Source organism: Pseudomonas sp. B35(2017) (genome assembly GCF_002113645.1).
GTDB classification, from domain to species: Bacteria; Pseudomonadota; Gammaproteobacteria; order Pseudomonadales; family Pseudomonadaceae; genus Aquipseudomonas; species Aquipseudomonas ekonensis.
Window position 1 is genome coordinate 269,569 of the sequence record NZ_NEIZ01000004.1, and the last position, 16,732, is coordinate 286,300.

Genomic DNA, 16,732 nt, shown 5'->3' on the forward strand with positions numbered 1-16,732 from the left:
GCATCCGAAAAATACAAGCGGATAAAGGATCGGCTTGAAAAATCACGACTTACGCATGCGCACGCAGGGATTGAGTGCCGTGGGGAACAGCCCGGCCCGCTTGCGCCGGATCGCCTGCACCCGAAAAAGCAAAGGGGCCCGAAGGCCCCTTCCTGATCCGGCACGGTGGACGCTTACGCGTCCGGCGCTGCCTTGGCGGTCGGCTCACTGTTCTCGTAGATGTACAGTGGCTTGGACTTGCCTTCAATGACGCTTTCGTCGATCACGACTTTACTCACGTCGGACTGCGACGGGATTTCGTACATCGTGTCGAGCAGCACGCCTTCGAGGATCGAACGCAGGCCGCGGGCACCGGTCTTGCGCTCCAGCGCACGCTTGGCGACGGACTTCAGCGCATCGGAGCGGAACTCCAGATCCACGCCTTCCATCTCGAACAGCTTGGCGTACTGTTTGGTCAACGCGTTCTTCGGCTCGGTGAGGATCTGCATCAGAGCAGCCTCGTCCAGCTCGTCCAGGGTCGCCAGCACCGGCAGACGACCGACGAATTCCGGGATCAGACCGAACTTGACCAGATCGTCAGGCTCGACCTCACGCAGGGATTCACCGACCTTCTTGCCCTCTTCCTTGCTGCGCACTTCGGCGTTGAAGCCGATGCCGCCCTTGGTGGAGCGATTCTGGATGACCTTTTCCAGGCCGGAGAACGCACCGCCGCAGATGAACAGGATGTTGCGGGTGTCGACCTGCAGGAACTCCTGCTGCGGATGCTTGCGGCCACCCTGCGGCGGAACGGAGGCGACGGTGCCTTCGATCAGCTTGAGCAAGGCCTGCTGCACGCCCTCGCCCGACACGTCGCGGGTGATCGACGGGTTGTCGGACTTGCGCGAGATCTTGTCGATTTCGTCGATGTAGACAATGCCCATCTGGGCCTTTTCCACATCGTAGTCGCACTTCTGCAGCAGCTTCTGAATGATGTTCTCGACGTCCTCGCCCACGTACCCCGCCTCGGTGAGGGTGGTCGCGTCAGCGATGGTGAACGGAACGTTCAGCAGGCGGGCCAGGGTTTCGGCCAGCAGGGTCTTGCCCGAACCGGTCGGGCCGATCAGCAGGATGTTGCTCTTGCCGAGCTCGACATCGTCACTTTTCTTGTCACGCTGGTTCAGACGCTTGTAGTGGTTGTACACCGCTACCGCCAGAACCTTCTTGGCACGCTCCTGACCGATCACGTACTGATCAAGGATGCCGCTGATTTCTTTGGGCGAAGGCAGTTTATGCGCGCTGCTTTCGGCCTGTGCCTCCTGCACCTCCTCGCGGATGATGTCATTGCACAGGTCGACGCACTCGTCGCAGATAAAGACCGAGGGGCCGGCAATCAATTTGCGTACTTCATGCTGGCTTTTGCCACAGAAGGAGCAATAAAGCAGCTTGCCGTTGTCCTCGCCGTTGCGGGTGTCAGTCATTCGATCGATCCAAATCCGATAGGCTTGCAACACAAGATGAAGGCTATTGCGGGCTTTTTCAAGCCCGCAGGTGATCGGACCTGCCGACCTGCCTTGTTTTCGGGCTGCTTGTTTTAAGCGGGACGCTGCTCGATCACTTCATCGATCAAGCCGTACTCGCGCGCAGCGTGGGCGCTCATGAAGTTGTCGCGGTTGGTGTCGCGCTCGATTTCCTCGAGCGTGCGCCCGCTGTGCTTGGCCATCAACGTGTTGAGGCGCTCGCGGATGAACAGGATTTCCTTGGCGTGGATCTCGATGTCCGAGGCCTGACCCTGGAAACCGCCCAGCGGCTGGTGAATCATCACGCGCGAGTTCGGCAAGCAGTAGCGCTTGCCCGGCGCACCGGCGGTCAGCAGGAAAGCGCCCATGCTGCACGCCTGACCGATGCAGGTCGTCGACACGTTCGGCTTGATGAACTGCATGGTGTCGTAGATCGACATGCCCGCGGTCACCGAACCACCCGGCGAGTTGATATAGAGATGGATGTCCTTGTCCGGGTTTTCCGCCTCAAGGAACAGCAGTTGCGCGCAGATCAGGTTGGCCATGTAGTCTTCGACAGGACCGACCAGGAAGATCACCCGCTCCTTGAGAAGACGCGAGTAGATGTCATAGGCGCGCTCGCCGCGAGCGGATTGCTCGACAACCATCGGGACCAGGCCGCCGGCGGCCTGGACATCAGAGTTCTGCTGAATATAAGAATTTCGGAACATGCTCTGCAGTCACTCCCAAATAGTTATGTCTTGAATGCACATAAGCCAGCGCGAAGGCTGGCTTATGTGTGTACTTCTTAACGCAGGAACAATCAGTCGGCTTTTGGAGCTTCTACCGGCTTGACCGCTTCTTCGTAAGAGACCGATTTGTCGGTCACGCTAGCTTTCTGCAGAACAGTATCCACAACTTGTTCTTCCAGCACAACCGAACGGACTTCGTTCAGTTGCTGCTCGTTCTTGTAGTACCAGGACACCACTTGCTCAGGCTCTTGGTAAGCCGAGGCCATTTCCTGGATCATTTCGCGAACGCGCGCTTCGTCAGGCTTGAGGTCGTTCTGCTTGACCACTTCAGCCACGATCAGGCCCAGCACCACACGGCGCTTGGCTTGCTCTTCGAACAGCTCGGCCGGCAGTTGGTCAGGCTTGATGTTGCCGCCGAACTGCTGGACGGCCTGCACGCGCAGACGGTCGACTTCGTTGGACAGCAGCGCCTTCGGCACTTCGATCGGGTTGGTGGCCAGCAGACCGTCCATGACCTGGTTCTTCACCTTGGACTTGATCGCCTGACGCAGTTCACGCTCCATGTTCTTGCGAACTTCGGTGCGGAAACCTTCCAGGCCCGATTCCTTGATGCCGAACTGGGCGAAGAACGCTTCGTTCAGCTCAGGCAGCTGAGGCTCGGATACGGTGTTGACGGTCACGGTGAACTCGGCGGTCTTGCCGGCCAGGTCCAGGTTCTGATAGTCCTCAGGGAAGGTCAGGTTCAGAACGCGCTCTTCACCGGCCTTGGCGCCGACCAGGCCTTCTTCGAAGCCCGGGATCATGCGGCCGGAGCCCAGCACCAGCTGGGTGCCCTTGGCGGAACCGCCGGCGAACGCTTCGCCGTCGACCTTGCCGACGAAATCGATGTTCAGCTGGTCTTCGTTCTGGGCAGCGCGCTCGGCCACTTCGAAACGGGTGTTCTGCTTGCGCAGGATGTCCAGCATCTTGTCCAGGTCGGCGTCAGCCACGTCGGCGCTCAGGCGCTCGACGGTGATGCCGTCGAAACCGGCGACGGTGAACTCAGGGAACACTTCGAATACGGCTACGTATTCCAGGTCCTTGCCGGCTTCCAGGGATTTCGGCTCGATCGAAGGCGAACCGGCAGGGTTCAGCTTCTGCTCGACCACCGCCTCATAGAAGGAGGACTGGATCACGTCGCCCACCGCTTCCTGACGAGCGTCGGCACCGAAACGGCGCTTGATTTCGCTCATCGGCACTTTGCCTGGACGGAAGCCCGCAATCTTGGCCTTTTGGGCAGTCTGCTGCAGACGCTTGTTGACCTGGCTCTCGATGCGCTCGGCCGGCACGGTGACGCTCATGCGGCGCTCAAGAGCAGTAGTATTTTCAACAGAAACTTGCATGGATATTCCTCGTTGCACAGACGTTGGCCGGCCGTTTCCGACCCCAGAATCAAGGGCATGCATTCTAGTGGGTCAAACCCAAGAAGTCACCCTACTGAAATCAGGTGGAAACGCAGCAGGCGGTTTTCCGGTGCGGACGCACGGATGCGCCGCGCTCCGCAGGCGAATACAACAATCCCGCCAGGGGTTCGTGCCGACCATTCTATATATAGAAGAGGCGCGCCAGCATCTCCCTGACAGCCGGCCCGAAACACGGACCGCCGAAACAAAAAAGGCGCCAGACTGTTAAATCTGGCGCCTTTCGAAATATGGGGTGGACGATGGGGATCGAACCCACGACAACGGGAGTCACAATCCCGTGCTCTACCAACTGAGCTACGCCCACCATATTGCGTGTCAAAAAAGCCTTTCAGCCCCTTTGCGATACCTCAACCAAGCCAGCGGCATGAATGAAGCCTTGATTGGTGCGGATGAAGAGACTCGAACTCTTACGCCTCGCGGCGCTGGAACCTAAATCCAGTGTGTCTACCAATTCCACCACATCCGCGACTTGAAGCGGTTAAAGCAAAGGCGCCAGACCGTTAAATCTGGCGCCTTTTGAATATGGGGTGGACGATGGGGATCGAACCCACGACAACGGGAGTCACAATCCCGTGCTCTACCAACTGAGCTACGCCCACCATATCGCGCTACTTGTGCCAATGCTGCCTAATGGCGCACCCGGCAGGACTCGAACCTGCGACCATCCGCTTAGAAGGCGGATGCTCTATCCAGCTGAGCTACGGGCGCCTTGTTAATCTGTACCCTTGGAGGACTACAAACTAAGTGCTTTCCGGCCTTGCAGAACCTTGATTCCGCTCGACTTTCTTAACCAGTGCTAGGCTGTGCCCGACAAGTGCGACGAATAGTATAGAGACACCCGGAGACCGTCAAATCCTTTTTAAAAAAAATTCATTTAATTAAAGGGGTTAGGGGAATTTGCAGACCAAGCGCCTTTGCCCTCACCGCCTGACATGCGAGAATGCGTTCTCATTTTTTCCCCTCTCGATGGTTAATCACGCGCAATGACTGCACAACTAATCGACGGCAAATCCATCGCCGCCAGCCTGCGCCAGCAGATCGCCCAACGGGTCGCAGAGCGTCGCGAGCAAGGCCTGCGCACGCCGGGCCTGGCGGTGATCCTGGTCGGCAGCGATCCTGCCTCTCAGGTTTATGTCTCGCACAAGCGTAAAGACTGTGAAGAGGTCGGCTTCCTTTCCCAGGCCTACGACCTGCCTTCCGACACCACCCAGCAGGCGCTGGCCGACCTGATCGACCGCCTGAACGACGACCCGGCGATCGACGGCGTCCTGCTCCAGCTCCCGCTGCCGGAACACCTGGACGCCTCCAAGCTGCTGGAGCGCATCCGTCCGGACAAGGACGTCGACGGTTTCCACCCTTATAACGTCGGCCGTCTGGCCCAGCGCATCCCGCTGCTGCGCCCGTGCACCCCCAAAGGCATCATGACCCTGCTGGAAAGCACCGGCGTCGACCTGTACGGCATGCACGCCGTGGTCGTCGGCGCTTCCAACATCGTCGGTCGCCCGATGGCGATGGAACTGCTGCTGGCCGGCTGCACCGTGACCGTCACCCACCGTTTCACCAAGGACCTGGCCGGCCACGTCGGCCGCGCCGACCTGGTGGTGGTCGCCGCCGGCAAGCCGGGCCTGGTCAAGGGCGAGTGGATCAAGGAAGGCGCGATCGTGATCGACGTCGGCATCAACCGCCAGGAAGACGGCAAGCTGGTGGGCGACGTGGTGTACGAGACCGCCCTGCCCCGCGCCGGCTGGATCACGCCGGTGCCGGGCGGTGTAGGCCCGATGACCCGCGCCTGCCTGCTGGAAAACACGCTCTACGCGGCAGAAACCCTGCACGGCTGAGGCGCGTTTTCCGCCCCCTGAGAACCCCGCCTTGCGCGGGGTTTTTCATGCCCTCGAAAAAACCTTTACCGTTCGCCGGAAACCCCTATTTTCACAGGGCTTTTCACGACTTTTTCATGGCTCTCGCACAACCATCGACAGTTCTTCGACCATACTCCTACAATGCGTCGTTTTTACGACACAAGCCGTTACAAAAGCGGCATTTCCAACCCTTATGAGTTCGCCCGCGTGAATATTCGCCTCTCCATCCTGAGCCTGGTTTTTGCATTTTCAGGCACACTCCTCACGCCAACGGCCGATGCCGCCGAAACCACCGCTGCCCCCCGAGACGCCTCGCAACTGAAGATCGCCTCCGGCAGCGCCCTGCTGATGGACATGCAGACCAATAAAGTCATCTATTCCAGCAACCCGGACGTGGTCGTGCCGATCGCCTCCGTGAGCAAGCTGATGACCGGCCTGGTGGTTGTGGAAGCGCGACAGAACATGGACGAATGGATCGACGTCGACATCAGCAATACCCCGGAAATGAAGGGCGTGTTCTCCCGGGTCAAACTGCGAAGCGAACTGCCGCGCCGCGAGATGCTGCTGATCGCGCTCATGTCCTCGGAGAACCGGGCGGCCGCCAGCCTCGCCCACCACTACCCGGGCGGCTACGCAGCGTTCATCGCCGCCATGAACGCCAAGGCCAAGGCCCTGGGCATGACCAGCACCCATTTCGTCGAACCGACCGGCCTGTCGGAGCGCAACGTGTCCACCGCCCGCGACCTGAGCAAACTGCTGGTGGCCGCGCACAAGCATCCGATCCTCAGCGAACTGACCACCACCAAGGAAAAGACCGTGTCGTTCCGCAAGCCCAACTACACCCTGGGCTTTCGCAACACCGACCACTTGGTGAACAAGGCGGACTGGGACATCAAGATCACCAAGACCGGCTTCACCAACCCCGCCGGGCATTGCCTGGTGCTGGTGACCCGCATGGGCAACCGCCCGGTGACCCTGGTGATCCTCGATGCGTTCGGCAAGTACACCCACTTCGCCGACGCCAGCCGCATCCGCAGTTGGGTGGAAACCGGCAAGAGCACCAACGCACCGGCGGCGGCGCTGCAGTACAAGGCGGCGAAGAACCTGAAGAACCGCCCCGGCAACGTGGTCGAAGCATCCAAGTAATCCGCGAAACGACAAAGCCCCGAACGTTCGGGGCTTTTTTTCGTCTGCAGTTTCAATCGTTGGGCAGCGGCATCTGGTCATCGTCGGGGATGCCGTCGCCGGCGCTGGGATCCCGCGTATGCGGCGTCACCACCGCCGGACGGGCCAACGGGTCGCGCAGCGGGCTTTCAGGATCCAGCACCGGATCCACCTCGGGTTCCGCCGTGGTCGGCACGCTGTCGGGTTTATGGTCATCGAAGCTCGAATCGGTACTCATGTGCACCTCGCATCCGGGATACGGCCCGGAACGACCGGGCCTCTGACCATAAGAAACCCGATGCACCACGCCGTGCCCGAGAGATGACGAACGGCGCCTTACTGCGCCCCCAGCGCCTTGCGCGCCTGGGCCGCTTCCTGCTCCTGCCCGGCCTGGGCCAGCTCGTCGGCGGCCTTCAGCCAGCGCTGGCGGTCGACCGAGGCCGGCACCTGCGAAGGCTTCTGGATCAGCACCGCCCAGCCGCCGGCCTTGTTCAGGGCCGACTCGAAGGCGTCGAAGCCCATCAGCTCGCGTCGGTTCATCCCGGCGCGCAACAGCACGGTCTGCTTTTTCCGGTCGTAGCCGGAGAGGATCGCGTAGCGCGGCTCGGCCCAGAAGGCCGAGCCTTCGCTGAAGCGCACCATCACCGGATAGCCTGCGGCGACCTGGGTCAGCAGCGCCGGCAGCCGGCTGTCCAGCGGATAGACCACCATGCCGTATTCCCGGGCGAGGTTCTGCAGGTTCTGCTGCAACTGGTCTTGCGCTTGGGGCAGGCGCAGCGGCTTCTCCAAAAGGCCCGGCGTGATCACGATGCCCTGCTGCGACAACAGGCTGGCCAGCACCTGCGGCCCGCTCTGATTGGCCTCGCCACGGTAGAACGTGCCGCTGAGCTCGACCCGCTCCGGCAAACGCTGAACCTCCGGCGCCACACTGCCCGCGCACCCCGCCAGGGCGGCTGCGCAACCTGCCGCCAGCAGCGCCGCGCGGATCCGAGAAAATACCTGCACCATCGTCACTCTCTATCAAAGACGCCGGTCGTCGTGTTCCGGCTTGGCCGACGATCATAGGACGGCGCAGCGCCGGGGTATAGCCCGAAACGGCAGACGCTTGCCGGGCATAGAGCGAATCGGTCGGTCATCCTCGACCTTCGGTCAATGGCCTGAAACACACCAGCGTCTAGACTGAAGCCTGAAGATAGAGAAAGCGTGCGCCCGACGCAGGGCAAAAGAGGAGGCAACGATGAGCCTGACGATGACCATCATGATGCTGATAGCCGGCTGGCTGGCCGTGGCCGCCGCCATGTTGTGGGGCGTGCTGCGCATCGCCCGGCGCCACCACCCTCATCCGCCCCGTCCCGAACCTGCGCAGAAGACCGCCAGGCACCGCACCCGCCACGCCACCGCGCACTGACTGGCGCCCGACAGCCCAAACGGAAAAAAGGCCGCCCGGACTCGCAAGAGCCCGGGCGGCCTTTTCGTTCAGCGGCGCTTAGCCTTCGGCCGGCAGGCGCTTCTGCTTGGCCCGGCGCGACATCATGTTCAGCACCTCGATGGCCGCGGAGAACGCCATCGCCGCATACACATAGCCTTTGGGCACATGGGCGCCGAAGCCTTCGGCGATCAGCGTCATGCCGATCATGATCAGGAAGCCCAGGGCCAGCATCACCACCGTCGGGTTGTCGTTGATGAACTTGGCCAGCGGATCGGCCGCCAGGAGCATCACCAGCACCGACACCAGCACCGCGATGATCATGATCGGCAGGTGTTCGGTCATGCCGACGGCGGTGATGATGCTGTCGATGGAGAACACCAGGTCCAACATCAGGATCTGCCCGATGGCGGCGGCGAAACCCAGGGTCACGGTGGAGCTGGCGGACTTCGGATCCTCCGGCGCCGGATCCATGCTGTGATGGATCTCCGTGGTGGCTTTCCACAGCAGGAACAGGCCGCCGGCGATCAGGATGATGTCCTTCCAGGAGAACGCATGGCCGAAGATCTCGATCACAGGCTCGGTCAGCTGGACGATGAACGCGATGGTGCTCAGCAGGCCCAGACGCAGGATCAGCGCCATGCCGATACCGATGCGCCGCGCCTTCTGACGGTGCTGCTCGGGCAGCTTGTTGGTCAGGATCGAGATAAAGATCAGATTATCGATGCCGAGCACGATCTCCATCACCACCAGGGTGGCGAGCGCAATCCAGGCGGTGGGGCTGGCGGCGAGTTCCAACAGATATTCCATGGTTCAGTCCTGGTTCTTGTAAGACGTTTTAGATTTCCTGGGAGGACGATTCGGATTTTACGTCGTCATCCTTCGATTCGTTCTTGCCGGTCAGATTGCCGGTGGCATCACTGAGCGCCTGCTCCGCCGCCTTGTGGGTGTCGTCGATGGCCTGCTTGGCGGCTTCCGCCGCTTGCCCCATCAGTTGCTGGGCGCTCTTTTCCGCTTGGTCGCATCCGGCCAACACCAGTAAAGACGCGATCAGCACCGCCGTGGTTTTGAGTTTCATCTTGTTTCCCTCGAATGGATCAGACATCTGGCCTGACAGGCCCGCCGTCGATGGCTGGGCATTCTAGGGAAGGTGACACTTCAGAAAAATTCGTATTTTTACCGGCTATACTTCGGTTTTTACGAACAAAACATTTCACAGAAGAACGCCATGCTCAATTACCGACAACTGCATTACTTCTGGGTGGTGGCCAAGACCGGCAGCATCGTGCGCGCCTGCGAGCAGTTGAACCTGACCCCGCAGACCATCAGCGGGCAGATCTCCCTGCTCGAAGAAACCTACGGCATCGAACTGTTCCGCCGGGTCGGCCGCCAGCTGGAGCTCACCGAAGCCGGGCGCCAGACCCTGCCTTATGCCGAACAGATGTTTCAGTTGGGCGGCGAGCTGGAACGGATGCTGCGCACCCAGCCCAACGAGCAGCAGATCCTGTTCCGCGTCGGCGTGGCCGATGTGGTGCCCAAATCCATCGTCTACCGCCTGATCGCGCCGACCATGGAACTGAGCGAGCCGCTGCGCATCACCTGCCGCGAAGACAAACTGGAACGGTTGCTGGCGGACCTGGCGATCCAGCGGCTGGACATGGTGATTTCCGACAGCCCGATGCCGTCGCACCTGGACATCAAGGGCTACAGCCAGAAACTGGGGGAATGCGGGATCAGCTTTTTCGCCACCGCCGAACTGGCGGCGCAATACGGAAACGACTTCCCGCGCAGCCTGCACGGTGCGCCGCTGTTGATTCCCGGCGCGGAAACCGTGGTGCGCAGCCGCTTGCAGCGCTGGTTCGCCGAACAGCAGATCCAGCCGAGGATCGTCGGCGAGTTCGATGACAGCGCGCTGATGCAGGCGTTCGGCCAGTCCGGCAGCGGGATCTTCATCGGCCCCAGCGTGATCGCCGATGAGGTGAAGCGTCAGTGCGGCGTCGAAGCGATCGGCCAGACCGACGCGGTGAGCGAATCGTTCTACGCGATTTCCGTGGAGCGCAAGGTCAAGCACCCCGGCATCGTTGCGATCACCGAAGGTGCCCGACGCGAGCTGTTCACCGCCCTTTAGGCCTCGGCGCAGGCCACCCGCGGCTTGAGCGCCATCAGTACCATGGCCAGGACGATCGACAGCAGGATGAAGCCGGCGGCGGCGAAGCCCACGAAGCCCAGGCCGGCGCTGTCGATCACCCGGCCGCCGACCATCGCGCCCAGGCCGATGCCCAGGTTGGCCCCGGCGATGTTCAGCGACGCGGCGAACGCCGGCGCCTCGGGCGCCGCCTTCATCAGGCGCACGTGGCTGACCAGGAACAGCGCCGCCTGGGTCACGCCCCAGATGCCCATCGCCGCCGCCAGCCCGACCGGCGAATGGATGTTCGGCACCAGTGCCACCATGCCGGCGATCATGAAGGTGCAGAACATGATCGACGCCACCAGCGGATGACGGTCCACCGCGCGGCCACCCAGCGAGTTGCCGATCAGCCCCACCGCGCCGAAGCCCATCAGGCACCAGCCGACCACGGTGCCGTTGAACCCGGCCAGCCGTTCCAGGATGTCCGCCAGGTAGGTGTAGGCGGTGAACATGCCGCTGAACACCACGATCGACAGCAGCACATGGCCCAGCATCAGCGGGCTGCGCAGAATCTTGAACTGCGAGGCGAAGCTGACCTGATGCTGGTGCAGGTGGGTCTTGGGCAGGTAGACGAACAGCAGCAACGCCTTGGCGAACGCGATCACCGCCAGGATGGCGAACGCGCTGCGCCAGCCGAACGCGTCGGAAATCAGCGTGCCGACCGGAATGCCGAACACGGTGGCGCAGACGATGCCGAAGCCGATCTTGGCGATGGCGCGGCCGGCGTGGTCGGGGCCGACGATGTCCACCGCCGTTTCGCTGGCCAGGGCCCAGAACACCGGCAGCCCGAGCGCCGGGATCAGCCGGGCGACGGCCATCACCCAGATGTTCGGCGCCAGGGCCGCGAGGGTGTTGGCCAGACCGAACATGATCAGGATGGTGATGAACAGCCGGCGCCGCTCGAACCGTGCGAAGAACGCCGTCAGGAACGGCCCGAACATCGCCACGGTGAAGGCGAACAGGGTCACCAGCAACCCGGCCTGCGGGATGGTGACGTCAAGGTCTCGGGCGATCGCCGGCAACAGGCCGACGATGATGAATTCCGTGGTCAGCACCGTGAAGCCGGCGGCGGACAACAGAAGGATCGGAAACAGCATGGGAAACTCCAGCGAAACGACGGCACCGGCGTTCGACCCGAAGGCCCGCCGGCAAATCTGAAAATGAGGATGGCGGATCTTAACAGAAGTGTTTGCGCCCAGGCTTGCACAAAGCTGCCGATCTTGCCGGCCGTTCGGGCGGCGGATCGTCACAGGCCTGAAGGAACGCGCCTGTGCTGTGGTAAAGTCCGCGCCCTGCAAAACGTACACCCTGTTCAGCGACCCGTTTGTCGGCGTCGTTGGCTCGCCGACACTTTCGGTTCGTGCGCCGGGCCTGCCCCCGCCTTGTCGTCCGCGCACGCGACCTGCTCCCCATAAAAATTCAGAGATGCCGTTATGACCGCTTCATCCCCTTCTCTATTGCAGCGCCTGAAAAACCTCAGCCTGGTCACGCAGATCCTGATCGGTCTGGTGGCCGGCATCGCCCTGGCGCTGTTCGCGCCGGAAGCGGCCAAAGGCACTGCGTTCATCGGCAAGGTGTTCGTCTCGGCCCTCAAGGCCGTGGCGCCGATTCTGGTGTTCGTGCTGGTCATGGCCTCGATCGCCAACCACAAGCACGGCCAGGAAACCCACATCCGGCCGATCCTGTTCCTGTACCTGTTGGGGACGTTCGGCGCCGCCGTGGTGGCGGTGATCGCCAGCACGCTGTTCCCGTCCCACCTGGTGCTGTCCACCGACAACGTCGCGGTGACCGCGCCCGGCGGCATCGGCGAAGTGCTGCAGAGCCTGCTGCTGAGCGTGGTCGACAACCCGGTCAGCGCCCTGATGAACGCCAACTTCATCGGCATCCTGGCCTGGGCCATCGGCATGGGCGTGGCGATCCGCCATGCCGGCGACACCACCCGCCAGGTGCTGGACGACCTGTCCAACGGCGTGACCCTGATCGTGCGGGTGGTGATCCGCTTCGCCGCGCTGGGCATTTTCGGCCTGGTGGCCTCGACCCTGGCCACCTCGGGCTTCGGCGCGCTGATCGGCTATGCGCACCTGCTGGCCGTGCTGCTGGGCTGCATGCTGTTCGTGGCGCTGGTGATGAACCCGCTGATCGTGTTCTGGAAGCTGCGCCGCAACCCGTATCCGCTGACGCTCAAGTGCCTGCGCGAAAGCGGCATCACCGCGTTCTTCACCCGCAGCTCGGCGGCCAACATTCCGGTCAACCTGGAACTGAGCAAGCGCCTGGGCCTGCACGAAGACACCTATTCGGTGTCGATCCCGCTCGGCGCCACCATCAACATGGCCGGCGCGTCGATCACCATCACCGTGCTGACCTTGGCCGCCGTGCACACCCTGGGCATCGCCGTGGACATCCCGACCGCGATCCTGCTCAGCGTCGTCGCGGCGATCTGCGCCTGCGGCGCCTCGGGCGTGGCCGGTGGTTCGCTGCTGCTGATTCCGCTGGCGTGCAGCCTGTTCGGCATCCCGAGCGAGATCGCCATGCAGGTGGTGGCCGTGGGCTTCATCATCGGCGTGCTGCAGGACTCGGCCGAGACCGCGCTGAACTCTTCCACCGACGTGCTGTTCACCGCCGCCGCGTGCCTGGGCGAAGAACAGAAGGCCCAGCGCCCGGCCTGACGCCAAACCTGTAGGAGCAAGCCTGCTCGCGATGGCGTTCCGGCCAGTACGGCCACATCGCGAGCAGGCTCGCTCCTACAGAAGAACGGCATGAAAAAGCCCGCCAAGGTTGACGCCTTGGCGGGCTTTTTCAATGGTTTTGCGAAGCCGGGCGGCTTAGAACGCGCCCATGTAATCGCGCTTGCCCACTTCCACGCCGTTGTGGCGCAGCAGCGCGTAGGCGGTGGTGACGTGGAAGAAGAACTGCGGCAGGCCGTAGGTCAGCAGGTAGGCCTGGCCGGTGAAGCGCTTCTCTTTCGGCGTGCCCGGACGGGTCACGATCTCGATGCCTTCCTTGCCGTTGATCTGCTCCGGCTTGATCTCGCCGATGAAGGCCAGGACTTTGCTCAGCAGGGCTTGCAGCTCGGCGAAGGTGGTTTCGCTGTCGTCGTACTTCGGCAGCTCGACTTCGGCCAGGCGGGCCGACACGCCCTTGGCGAAGTCCACGGCGATCTGCACCTGGCGCACCAGCGGGAACATGTCCGGGTACAGGCGCGCCTGGAGGAAGGCGTTCGGGTCGATGTTTTTCTCGGTGGCGTGGGCTTCGGCCTTTTTCAGCACATCGCTCAGGGCGTTGAGCATCTGCTGGAAAACCGGGACGGATGCGGCGTACAGGGAAATGGTCATGGCAGTCTCGCGTGGTGGCGGGTGGTCAAACGTGGGCGATTATAGCCATGCCTTGCGCCGGCGCGGCTTGTCTTTTGTCGCGCAAGGATTAGGCTAGGCGCCTTCGACTGCACAGGGAGCCCGCAATGACCACCGAATCAGAGACCACTTTCGACGAACCGCGGCTCAACGCCACGGAAATCCGCATTCTGGGCTCGCTGATCGAGAAGCAGGCCACCAGCCCGGAAACCTACCCGCTGACCCTCAACGCGCTGGTGCTGGCCTGCAACCAGAAGACCAGCCGCGAACCGGTGATGAACCTGACCCAAGGCCAGATCGGCCAGAGCCTGCGCGCCCTCGAAAGCCAGGGCATGGCCCGACTGGTGATGGGCAGCCGCGCCGACCGCTGGGAGCACAAGGTCGACAAGGCGCTGGAACTGGTGCCGGCGCAGCTGGTGCTGACGGGGCTGATGTTTCTGCGCGGCCCGCAGACCGTCAACGAACTGCTGACCCGCAGCGGCCGCATGCATGACTTCGAAGACGCCGAACAGGTGGTGCATCAGCTGGAACGCCTGATCGCCCGCGGGTTGGCGGTACTGATTCCGCGCCAGGCCGGCCAGCGCGAAGACCGCTACACCCATGCCCTGGGCGACCCGGCGGACATCGAGGCCATCATCGCGGCGCGGCAGAACGCCGGCGAGCGCAGTTCTGGCGGCGGCGTGTCGGTCGAGCGGATCGAGGAGCTGGAAGCACGGATCGCCGCACTGGAAGAACGCCTGGCCCGCCTCGAATAAACACCGCCAGCCCATGTGGGAGCTGCGGTGCGACGATTCGACTTGCCAGCGATGGCGATGGGTCAGGCGATGAAGAGGTTGGCTGTACCGGCCTCATCGCTAGCAAGCTAGCTCCCACAGGATCTGCGGTGGCCTGACATTTCCGCGATCACCGCCGAACCCTGTGGGAGCTGCGGTGCGACGATTCGACTTGCCAGCGATGACGGAGGTACAGACAACAGAAATGTCGGCTGTACCGACCTCATCGCCAGCAGGCTGGCTCCCACAGGATCTTCGGTGGCCTGCCATTTCCGCGAACGCCACCGAACCCTGTGAGAGCTTGCCTGCAAGCGATGGCGGCATGTCAGGCGATGAAGATCCCTGCCGATCTCAACTGCGGGCGAACGCCACCGCCGCCTCGAACTGCTCCGTCGTCGGCCGCACGCCGGTGTAGAGCACGAACTGTTCCAGCGCCTGAATGGCGATCACTTCTAGGCCCGTGATCACTCGCTTGCCTTCGGCCCGGCCACGCACGATCAGCGGCGTTTCCGACGGGATCGCCACCACATCGAACACAGTGTCCGCTGCCTGGATCACCTGCGGCGCGAACGCCAGTTGATCGGCTTCAGGCCCGCCGGTCATGCCGATGGGGGTGACGTTGATCAGCATCTGCGGCCGCTCATCGCCCAGCTCCGCCGTCCAGCGGTAGCCCAGGGAGTCGGCCAGCGCCCGCCCGGCGCGTTCGTTACGGGCGACGATCAGGCCGTTGCGGTAACCGCCGTCGCGCAGGGCGCTGGCCACGGCCTTGGCCATGCCGCCGCTGCCGCGCAGGGCGAAGGTCGAGTCCTTGGGCACCGCATGGGTCTGCAACAGTTGCGCGACGGCGATGTAGTCGGTGTTGTAGGCCTTGAGGTGGCCCTGGGTGTTGACAATGGTGTTGATCGACTGGATCGCCGCCGCCGACGCGTCCAGTTCGTCGACCAGTTCGATGCAGGCCTCCTTGAACGGCATCGACACGCCGCAGCCGCGGATGCCCAGCGCGCGGATCCCGCCTACGGCGCCCGGCAGGTCCTGGCTGCTGAACGCCTTGTAATAGAAGTTCAGGCCCAACTGCTCGTACAGGTGGTTATGAAAACGCAGGCCGAAGTTCCCGGGACGCCCAGACAGGGACATGCACAGTTGGGTGTCTTTGTTGGGGTTCATCTGCATGAAGAATCTCCTCGGAATGCACTTTCGGATGGACGGGATTAGCCAGGCCATCGGGTTCTGAACGATCATGGGCCGGTCTGTTCCGGGCACCGCAGCCGATGCCGCGAAACCGGGTAACCGAGCCGGTACAGACCTTACACAAAATTTACCCAGCGGCCGTGCCGATTTTCAGAAATTCGTTGTCATAGAGGTATCCCCGCGCCATCCCGTGCCTGCTGCAGGCCCGGACGCCGGGTCGAAGAACCGAGGAATTATCATGATTCGTAAACTCCCCATCGTGGCCTTGTTGATTGGTGCATTCGCTGTCACAGGTCAGGCAGAAGCCCACGGCGGTGGCTGGCAGGGCCCGGCGGTGTTCGGTGCGATCGTCGGCTCGGCCATCATCGGCTCGGCGCTCATCAACCAGGACCGGCCGGTCTACGTCCAACAGCCTGTTTACGCTCAGCCGGCGCCGGTGTACGTCCAGCAACCGCCGCCACCGGTCTACTACCAGCCGGCACCGGTGTATGTGCAACAGCCGGTGTACGTGCCGGGCCCTGTGTACTACGGCCCGCCCCGCGGCTACTACGGTCGCCCGCACTACTACGGCGGCCCGCGCTGGTAACCGCCCTGCAAGGAGCCCCGCTTTTGAGCGGGGCTTTTTTATGACCGTCCGTCGGCCGCGTCTGGATACACCGCGTCAAGGTCGCTCCGAAGACAGTCCCGGCCGTTAAAGTCGGCATGATGGACAAGACCCGGAGCGCCCGGTCATCCGACGGTCATCCCTTTGTCATGACGGAGCCGCACTCTGAATCCGTCCGCAAACAACAAGGTTGAAAACAACAAGGACGACAGCCATGCCCACACAGAACCCGCACCGCATCGTCGGTCTATGCACCTCAAGCAAGGTCTACAGCGCCCTGACCGAGCTCAAGCACCTGGAAGGCCACCGCAGCGCCAAGTTCCTTTCGCTGCTGACCGAAAACCTGGTGCGCAAGGGCTTGCTCAACGAGCGGGAAGTGGTGCACATGCTCGATCAAGTGGTCGACTGAACAGCCCCCCGCCGGCGTCGATGTCCACTATCGAAAGCGTTGATTTTCCGCCGGGCCGACGATTGCATAAGGTAGCCCCAT

The 16,732-nt window shown here is 62.6% G+C and carries 18 protein-coding genes and 4 tRNA genes; 8 read left to right on the forward strand and 14 right to left on the reverse strand.

Annotated features, from left to right (window positions below; genetic code table 11):
- Positions 1 to 173: 173 nt before the first annotated feature.
- From clpX to CAG41_RS10290, 7 genes are all read right to left on the reverse strand, one after another.
- The gene (gene clpX, locus CAG41_RS10260) at positions 174 to 1,457 is read right to left on the reverse strand and encodes an ATP-dependent Clp protease ATP-binding subunit ClpX (RefSeq protein WP_085579646.1); all 1,284 of its coding nucleotides are present in this window, start codon (positions 1,455 to 1,457) and stop codon (positions 174 to 176) included.
- 113 nt (positions 1,458 to 1,570) lie between these two features.
- Positions 1,571 to 2,206, reverse strand: coding sequence for an ATP-dependent Clp endopeptidase proteolytic subunit ClpP (gene clpP / locus CAG41_RS10265; protein WP_085579644.1), 636 nt, complete (start codon positions 2,204 to 2,206; stop codon positions 1,571 to 1,573).
- Between the two features lie 92 nt (positions 2,207 to 2,298).
- Entirely contained in the window at positions 2,299 to 3,609 is a 1,311-nt protein-coding gene (gene tig / locus CAG41_RS10270; protein WP_085579642.1) for a trigger factor, read from the reverse strand.
- 309 nt (positions 3,610 to 3,918) lie between these two features.
- Positions 3,919 to 3,994: transfer RNA gene (locus CAG41_RS10275), tRNA-His, on the reverse strand.
- Between the two features lie 77 nt (positions 3,995 to 4,071).
- Positions 4,072 to 4,156, reverse strand: a tRNA-Leu gene (locus tag CAG41_RS10280).
- A 57-nt stretch (positions 4,157 to 4,213) separates the two neighbouring features.
- Positions 4,214 to 4,289: transfer RNA gene (locus CAG41_RS10285), tRNA-His, on the reverse strand.
- Between the two features lie 32 nt (positions 4,290 to 4,321).
- A tRNA-Arg gene (locus tag CAG41_RS10290) sits at positions 4,322 to 4,398 on the reverse strand.
- Positions 4,399 to 4,673: 275 nt separating this feature from the next.
- Between CAG41_RS10290 and folD the strand changes: the two genes are divergently transcribed.
- Both folD and pbpG read left to right on the forward strand, forming a co-directional pair.
- Complete coding sequence (gene folD / locus CAG41_RS10295; protein WP_085579640.1) at positions 4,674 to 5,528, forward strand: bifunctional methylenetetrahydrofolate dehydrogenase/methenyltetrahydrofolate cyclohydrolase FolD; 855 nt, start codon at positions 4,674 to 4,676, stop codon at positions 5,526 to 5,528.
- Positions 5,529 to 5,756: 228 nt separating this feature from the next.
- The gene (gene pbpG / locus CAG41_RS10300; protein WP_085580083.1) at positions 5,757 to 6,695 is read left to right on the forward strand and encodes a D-alanyl-D-alanine endopeptidase; all 939 of its coding nucleotides are present in this window, start codon (positions 5,757 to 5,759) and stop codon (positions 6,693 to 6,695) included.
- Between the two features lie 52 nt (positions 6,696 to 6,747).
- On the opposite strand, the gene CAG41_RS10305 is transcribed toward pbpG, so the two are convergent.
- Positions 6,748 to 6,951, reverse strand: a complete 204-nt coding sequence (locus CAG41_RS10305; RefSeq protein ID WP_085579638.1) for a hypothetical protein — start codon at positions 6,949 to 6,951, stop codon at positions 6,748 to 6,750.
- A 98-nt stretch (positions 6,952 to 7,049) separates the two neighbouring features.
- Positions 7,050 to 7,721 (reverse strand): hypothetical protein, encoded by a 672-nt coding sequence (locus tag CAG41_RS10310; RefSeq protein ID WP_085579636.1) that lies wholly within the window; start codon positions 7,719 to 7,721, stop codon positions 7,050 to 7,052.
- A gap of 229 nt (positions 7,722 to 7,950) precedes the next feature.
- Between CAG41_RS10310 and CAG41_RS28565 the strand changes: the two genes are divergently transcribed.
- Positions 7,951 to 8,121: a hypothetical protein gene (locus CAG41_RS28565; protein WP_170930275.1), complete on the forward strand. Its 171-nt coding sequence runs from the start codon at positions 7,951 to 7,953 to the stop codon at positions 8,119 to 8,121.
- 78 nt (positions 8,122 to 8,199) lie between these two features.
- Here the strand turns inward: CAG41_RS28565 and CAG41_RS10315 are convergent, their stop codons facing one another.
- Complete coding sequence (locus CAG41_RS10315; protein WP_085579634.1) at positions 8,200 to 8,949, reverse strand: TerC family protein; 750 nt, start codon at positions 8,947 to 8,949, stop codon at positions 8,200 to 8,202.
- A 28-nt stretch (positions 8,950 to 8,977) separates the two neighbouring features.
- A complete protein-coding gene (locus CAG41_RS10320) occupies positions 8,978 to 9,217 on the reverse strand; it encodes a hypothetical protein (RefSeq protein ID WP_085630620.1) in 240 nt (79 codons plus the stop codon).
- 150 nt (positions 9,218 to 9,367) lie between these two features.
- On the opposite strand from CAG41_RS10320, the gene nhaR reads away from it, so the two are divergent.
- The gene (nhaR, locus tag CAG41_RS10325) at positions 9,368 to 10,267 is read left to right on the forward strand and encodes a transcriptional activator NhaR (RefSeq protein WP_085579630.1); all 900 of its coding nucleotides are present in this window, start codon (positions 9,368 to 9,370) and stop codon (positions 10,265 to 10,267) included.
- Here nhaR and CAG41_RS10330 read toward each other — a convergent pair.
- Positions 10,264 to 11,424, reverse strand: coding sequence for an MFS transporter (locus tag CAG41_RS10330; protein ID WP_085579628.1), 1,161 nt, complete (start codon positions 11,422 to 11,424; stop codon positions 10,264 to 10,266). The two genes, nhaR and CAG41_RS10330, sit on opposite strands and share 4 nt — an antisense overlap.
- 336 nt (positions 11,425 to 11,760) lie before the next feature.
- On the opposite strand from CAG41_RS10330, the gene sstT reads away from it, so the two are divergent.
- Positions 11,761 to 12,993 carry a serine/threonine transporter SstT gene (sstT, locus tag CAG41_RS10335; RefSeq protein ID WP_085579626.1) on the forward strand — a complete coding sequence of 411 codons (1,233 nt, stop codon included), beginning with the start codon at positions 11,761 to 11,763 and terminating at the stop codon, positions 12,991 to 12,993.
- A gap of 156 nt (positions 12,994 to 13,149) precedes the next feature.
- Here the strand turns inward: sstT and CAG41_RS10340 are convergent, their stop codons facing one another.
- Positions 13,150 to 13,659, reverse strand: coding sequence for a DUF1993 family protein (locus CAG41_RS10340; protein ID WP_085630622.1), 510 nt, complete (start codon positions 13,657 to 13,659; stop codon positions 13,150 to 13,152).
- Between the two features lie 125 nt (positions 13,660 to 13,784).
- Here CAG41_RS10340 and CAG41_RS10345 point away from each other — a divergent pair, with 125 nt between their 5' ends.
- Positions 13,785 to 14,432, forward strand: coding sequence for a YceH family protein (locus CAG41_RS10345; RefSeq protein ID WP_085579622.1), 648 nt, complete (start codon positions 13,785 to 13,787; stop codon positions 14,430 to 14,432).
- A gap of 369 nt (positions 14,433 to 14,801) precedes the next feature.
- On the opposite strand, the gene CAG41_RS10350 is transcribed toward CAG41_RS10345, so the two are convergent.
- The gene (locus CAG41_RS10350; RefSeq protein ID WP_085579620.1) at positions 14,802 to 15,620 is read right to left on the reverse strand and encodes a shikimate 5-dehydrogenase; all 819 of its coding nucleotides are present in this window, start codon (positions 15,618 to 15,620) and stop codon (positions 14,802 to 14,804) included.
- A gap of 256 nt (positions 15,621 to 15,876) precedes the next feature.
- Between CAG41_RS10350 and CAG41_RS10355 the strand changes: the two genes are divergently transcribed.
- Positions 15,877 to 16,224 (forward strand): hypothetical protein, encoded by a 348-nt coding sequence (locus CAG41_RS10355; protein ID WP_085579618.1) that lies wholly within the window; start codon positions 15,877 to 15,879, stop codon positions 16,222 to 16,224.
- 232 nt (positions 16,225 to 16,456) lie between these two features.
- On the forward strand, positions 16,457 to 16,651 hold the full coding sequence (locus CAG41_RS10360) for a hypothetical protein (protein ID WP_085579616.1): 195 nt from the start codon (positions 16,457 to 16,459) through the stop codon (positions 16,649 to 16,651).
- Positions 16,652 to 16,732 lie beyond the last annotated feature (81 nt).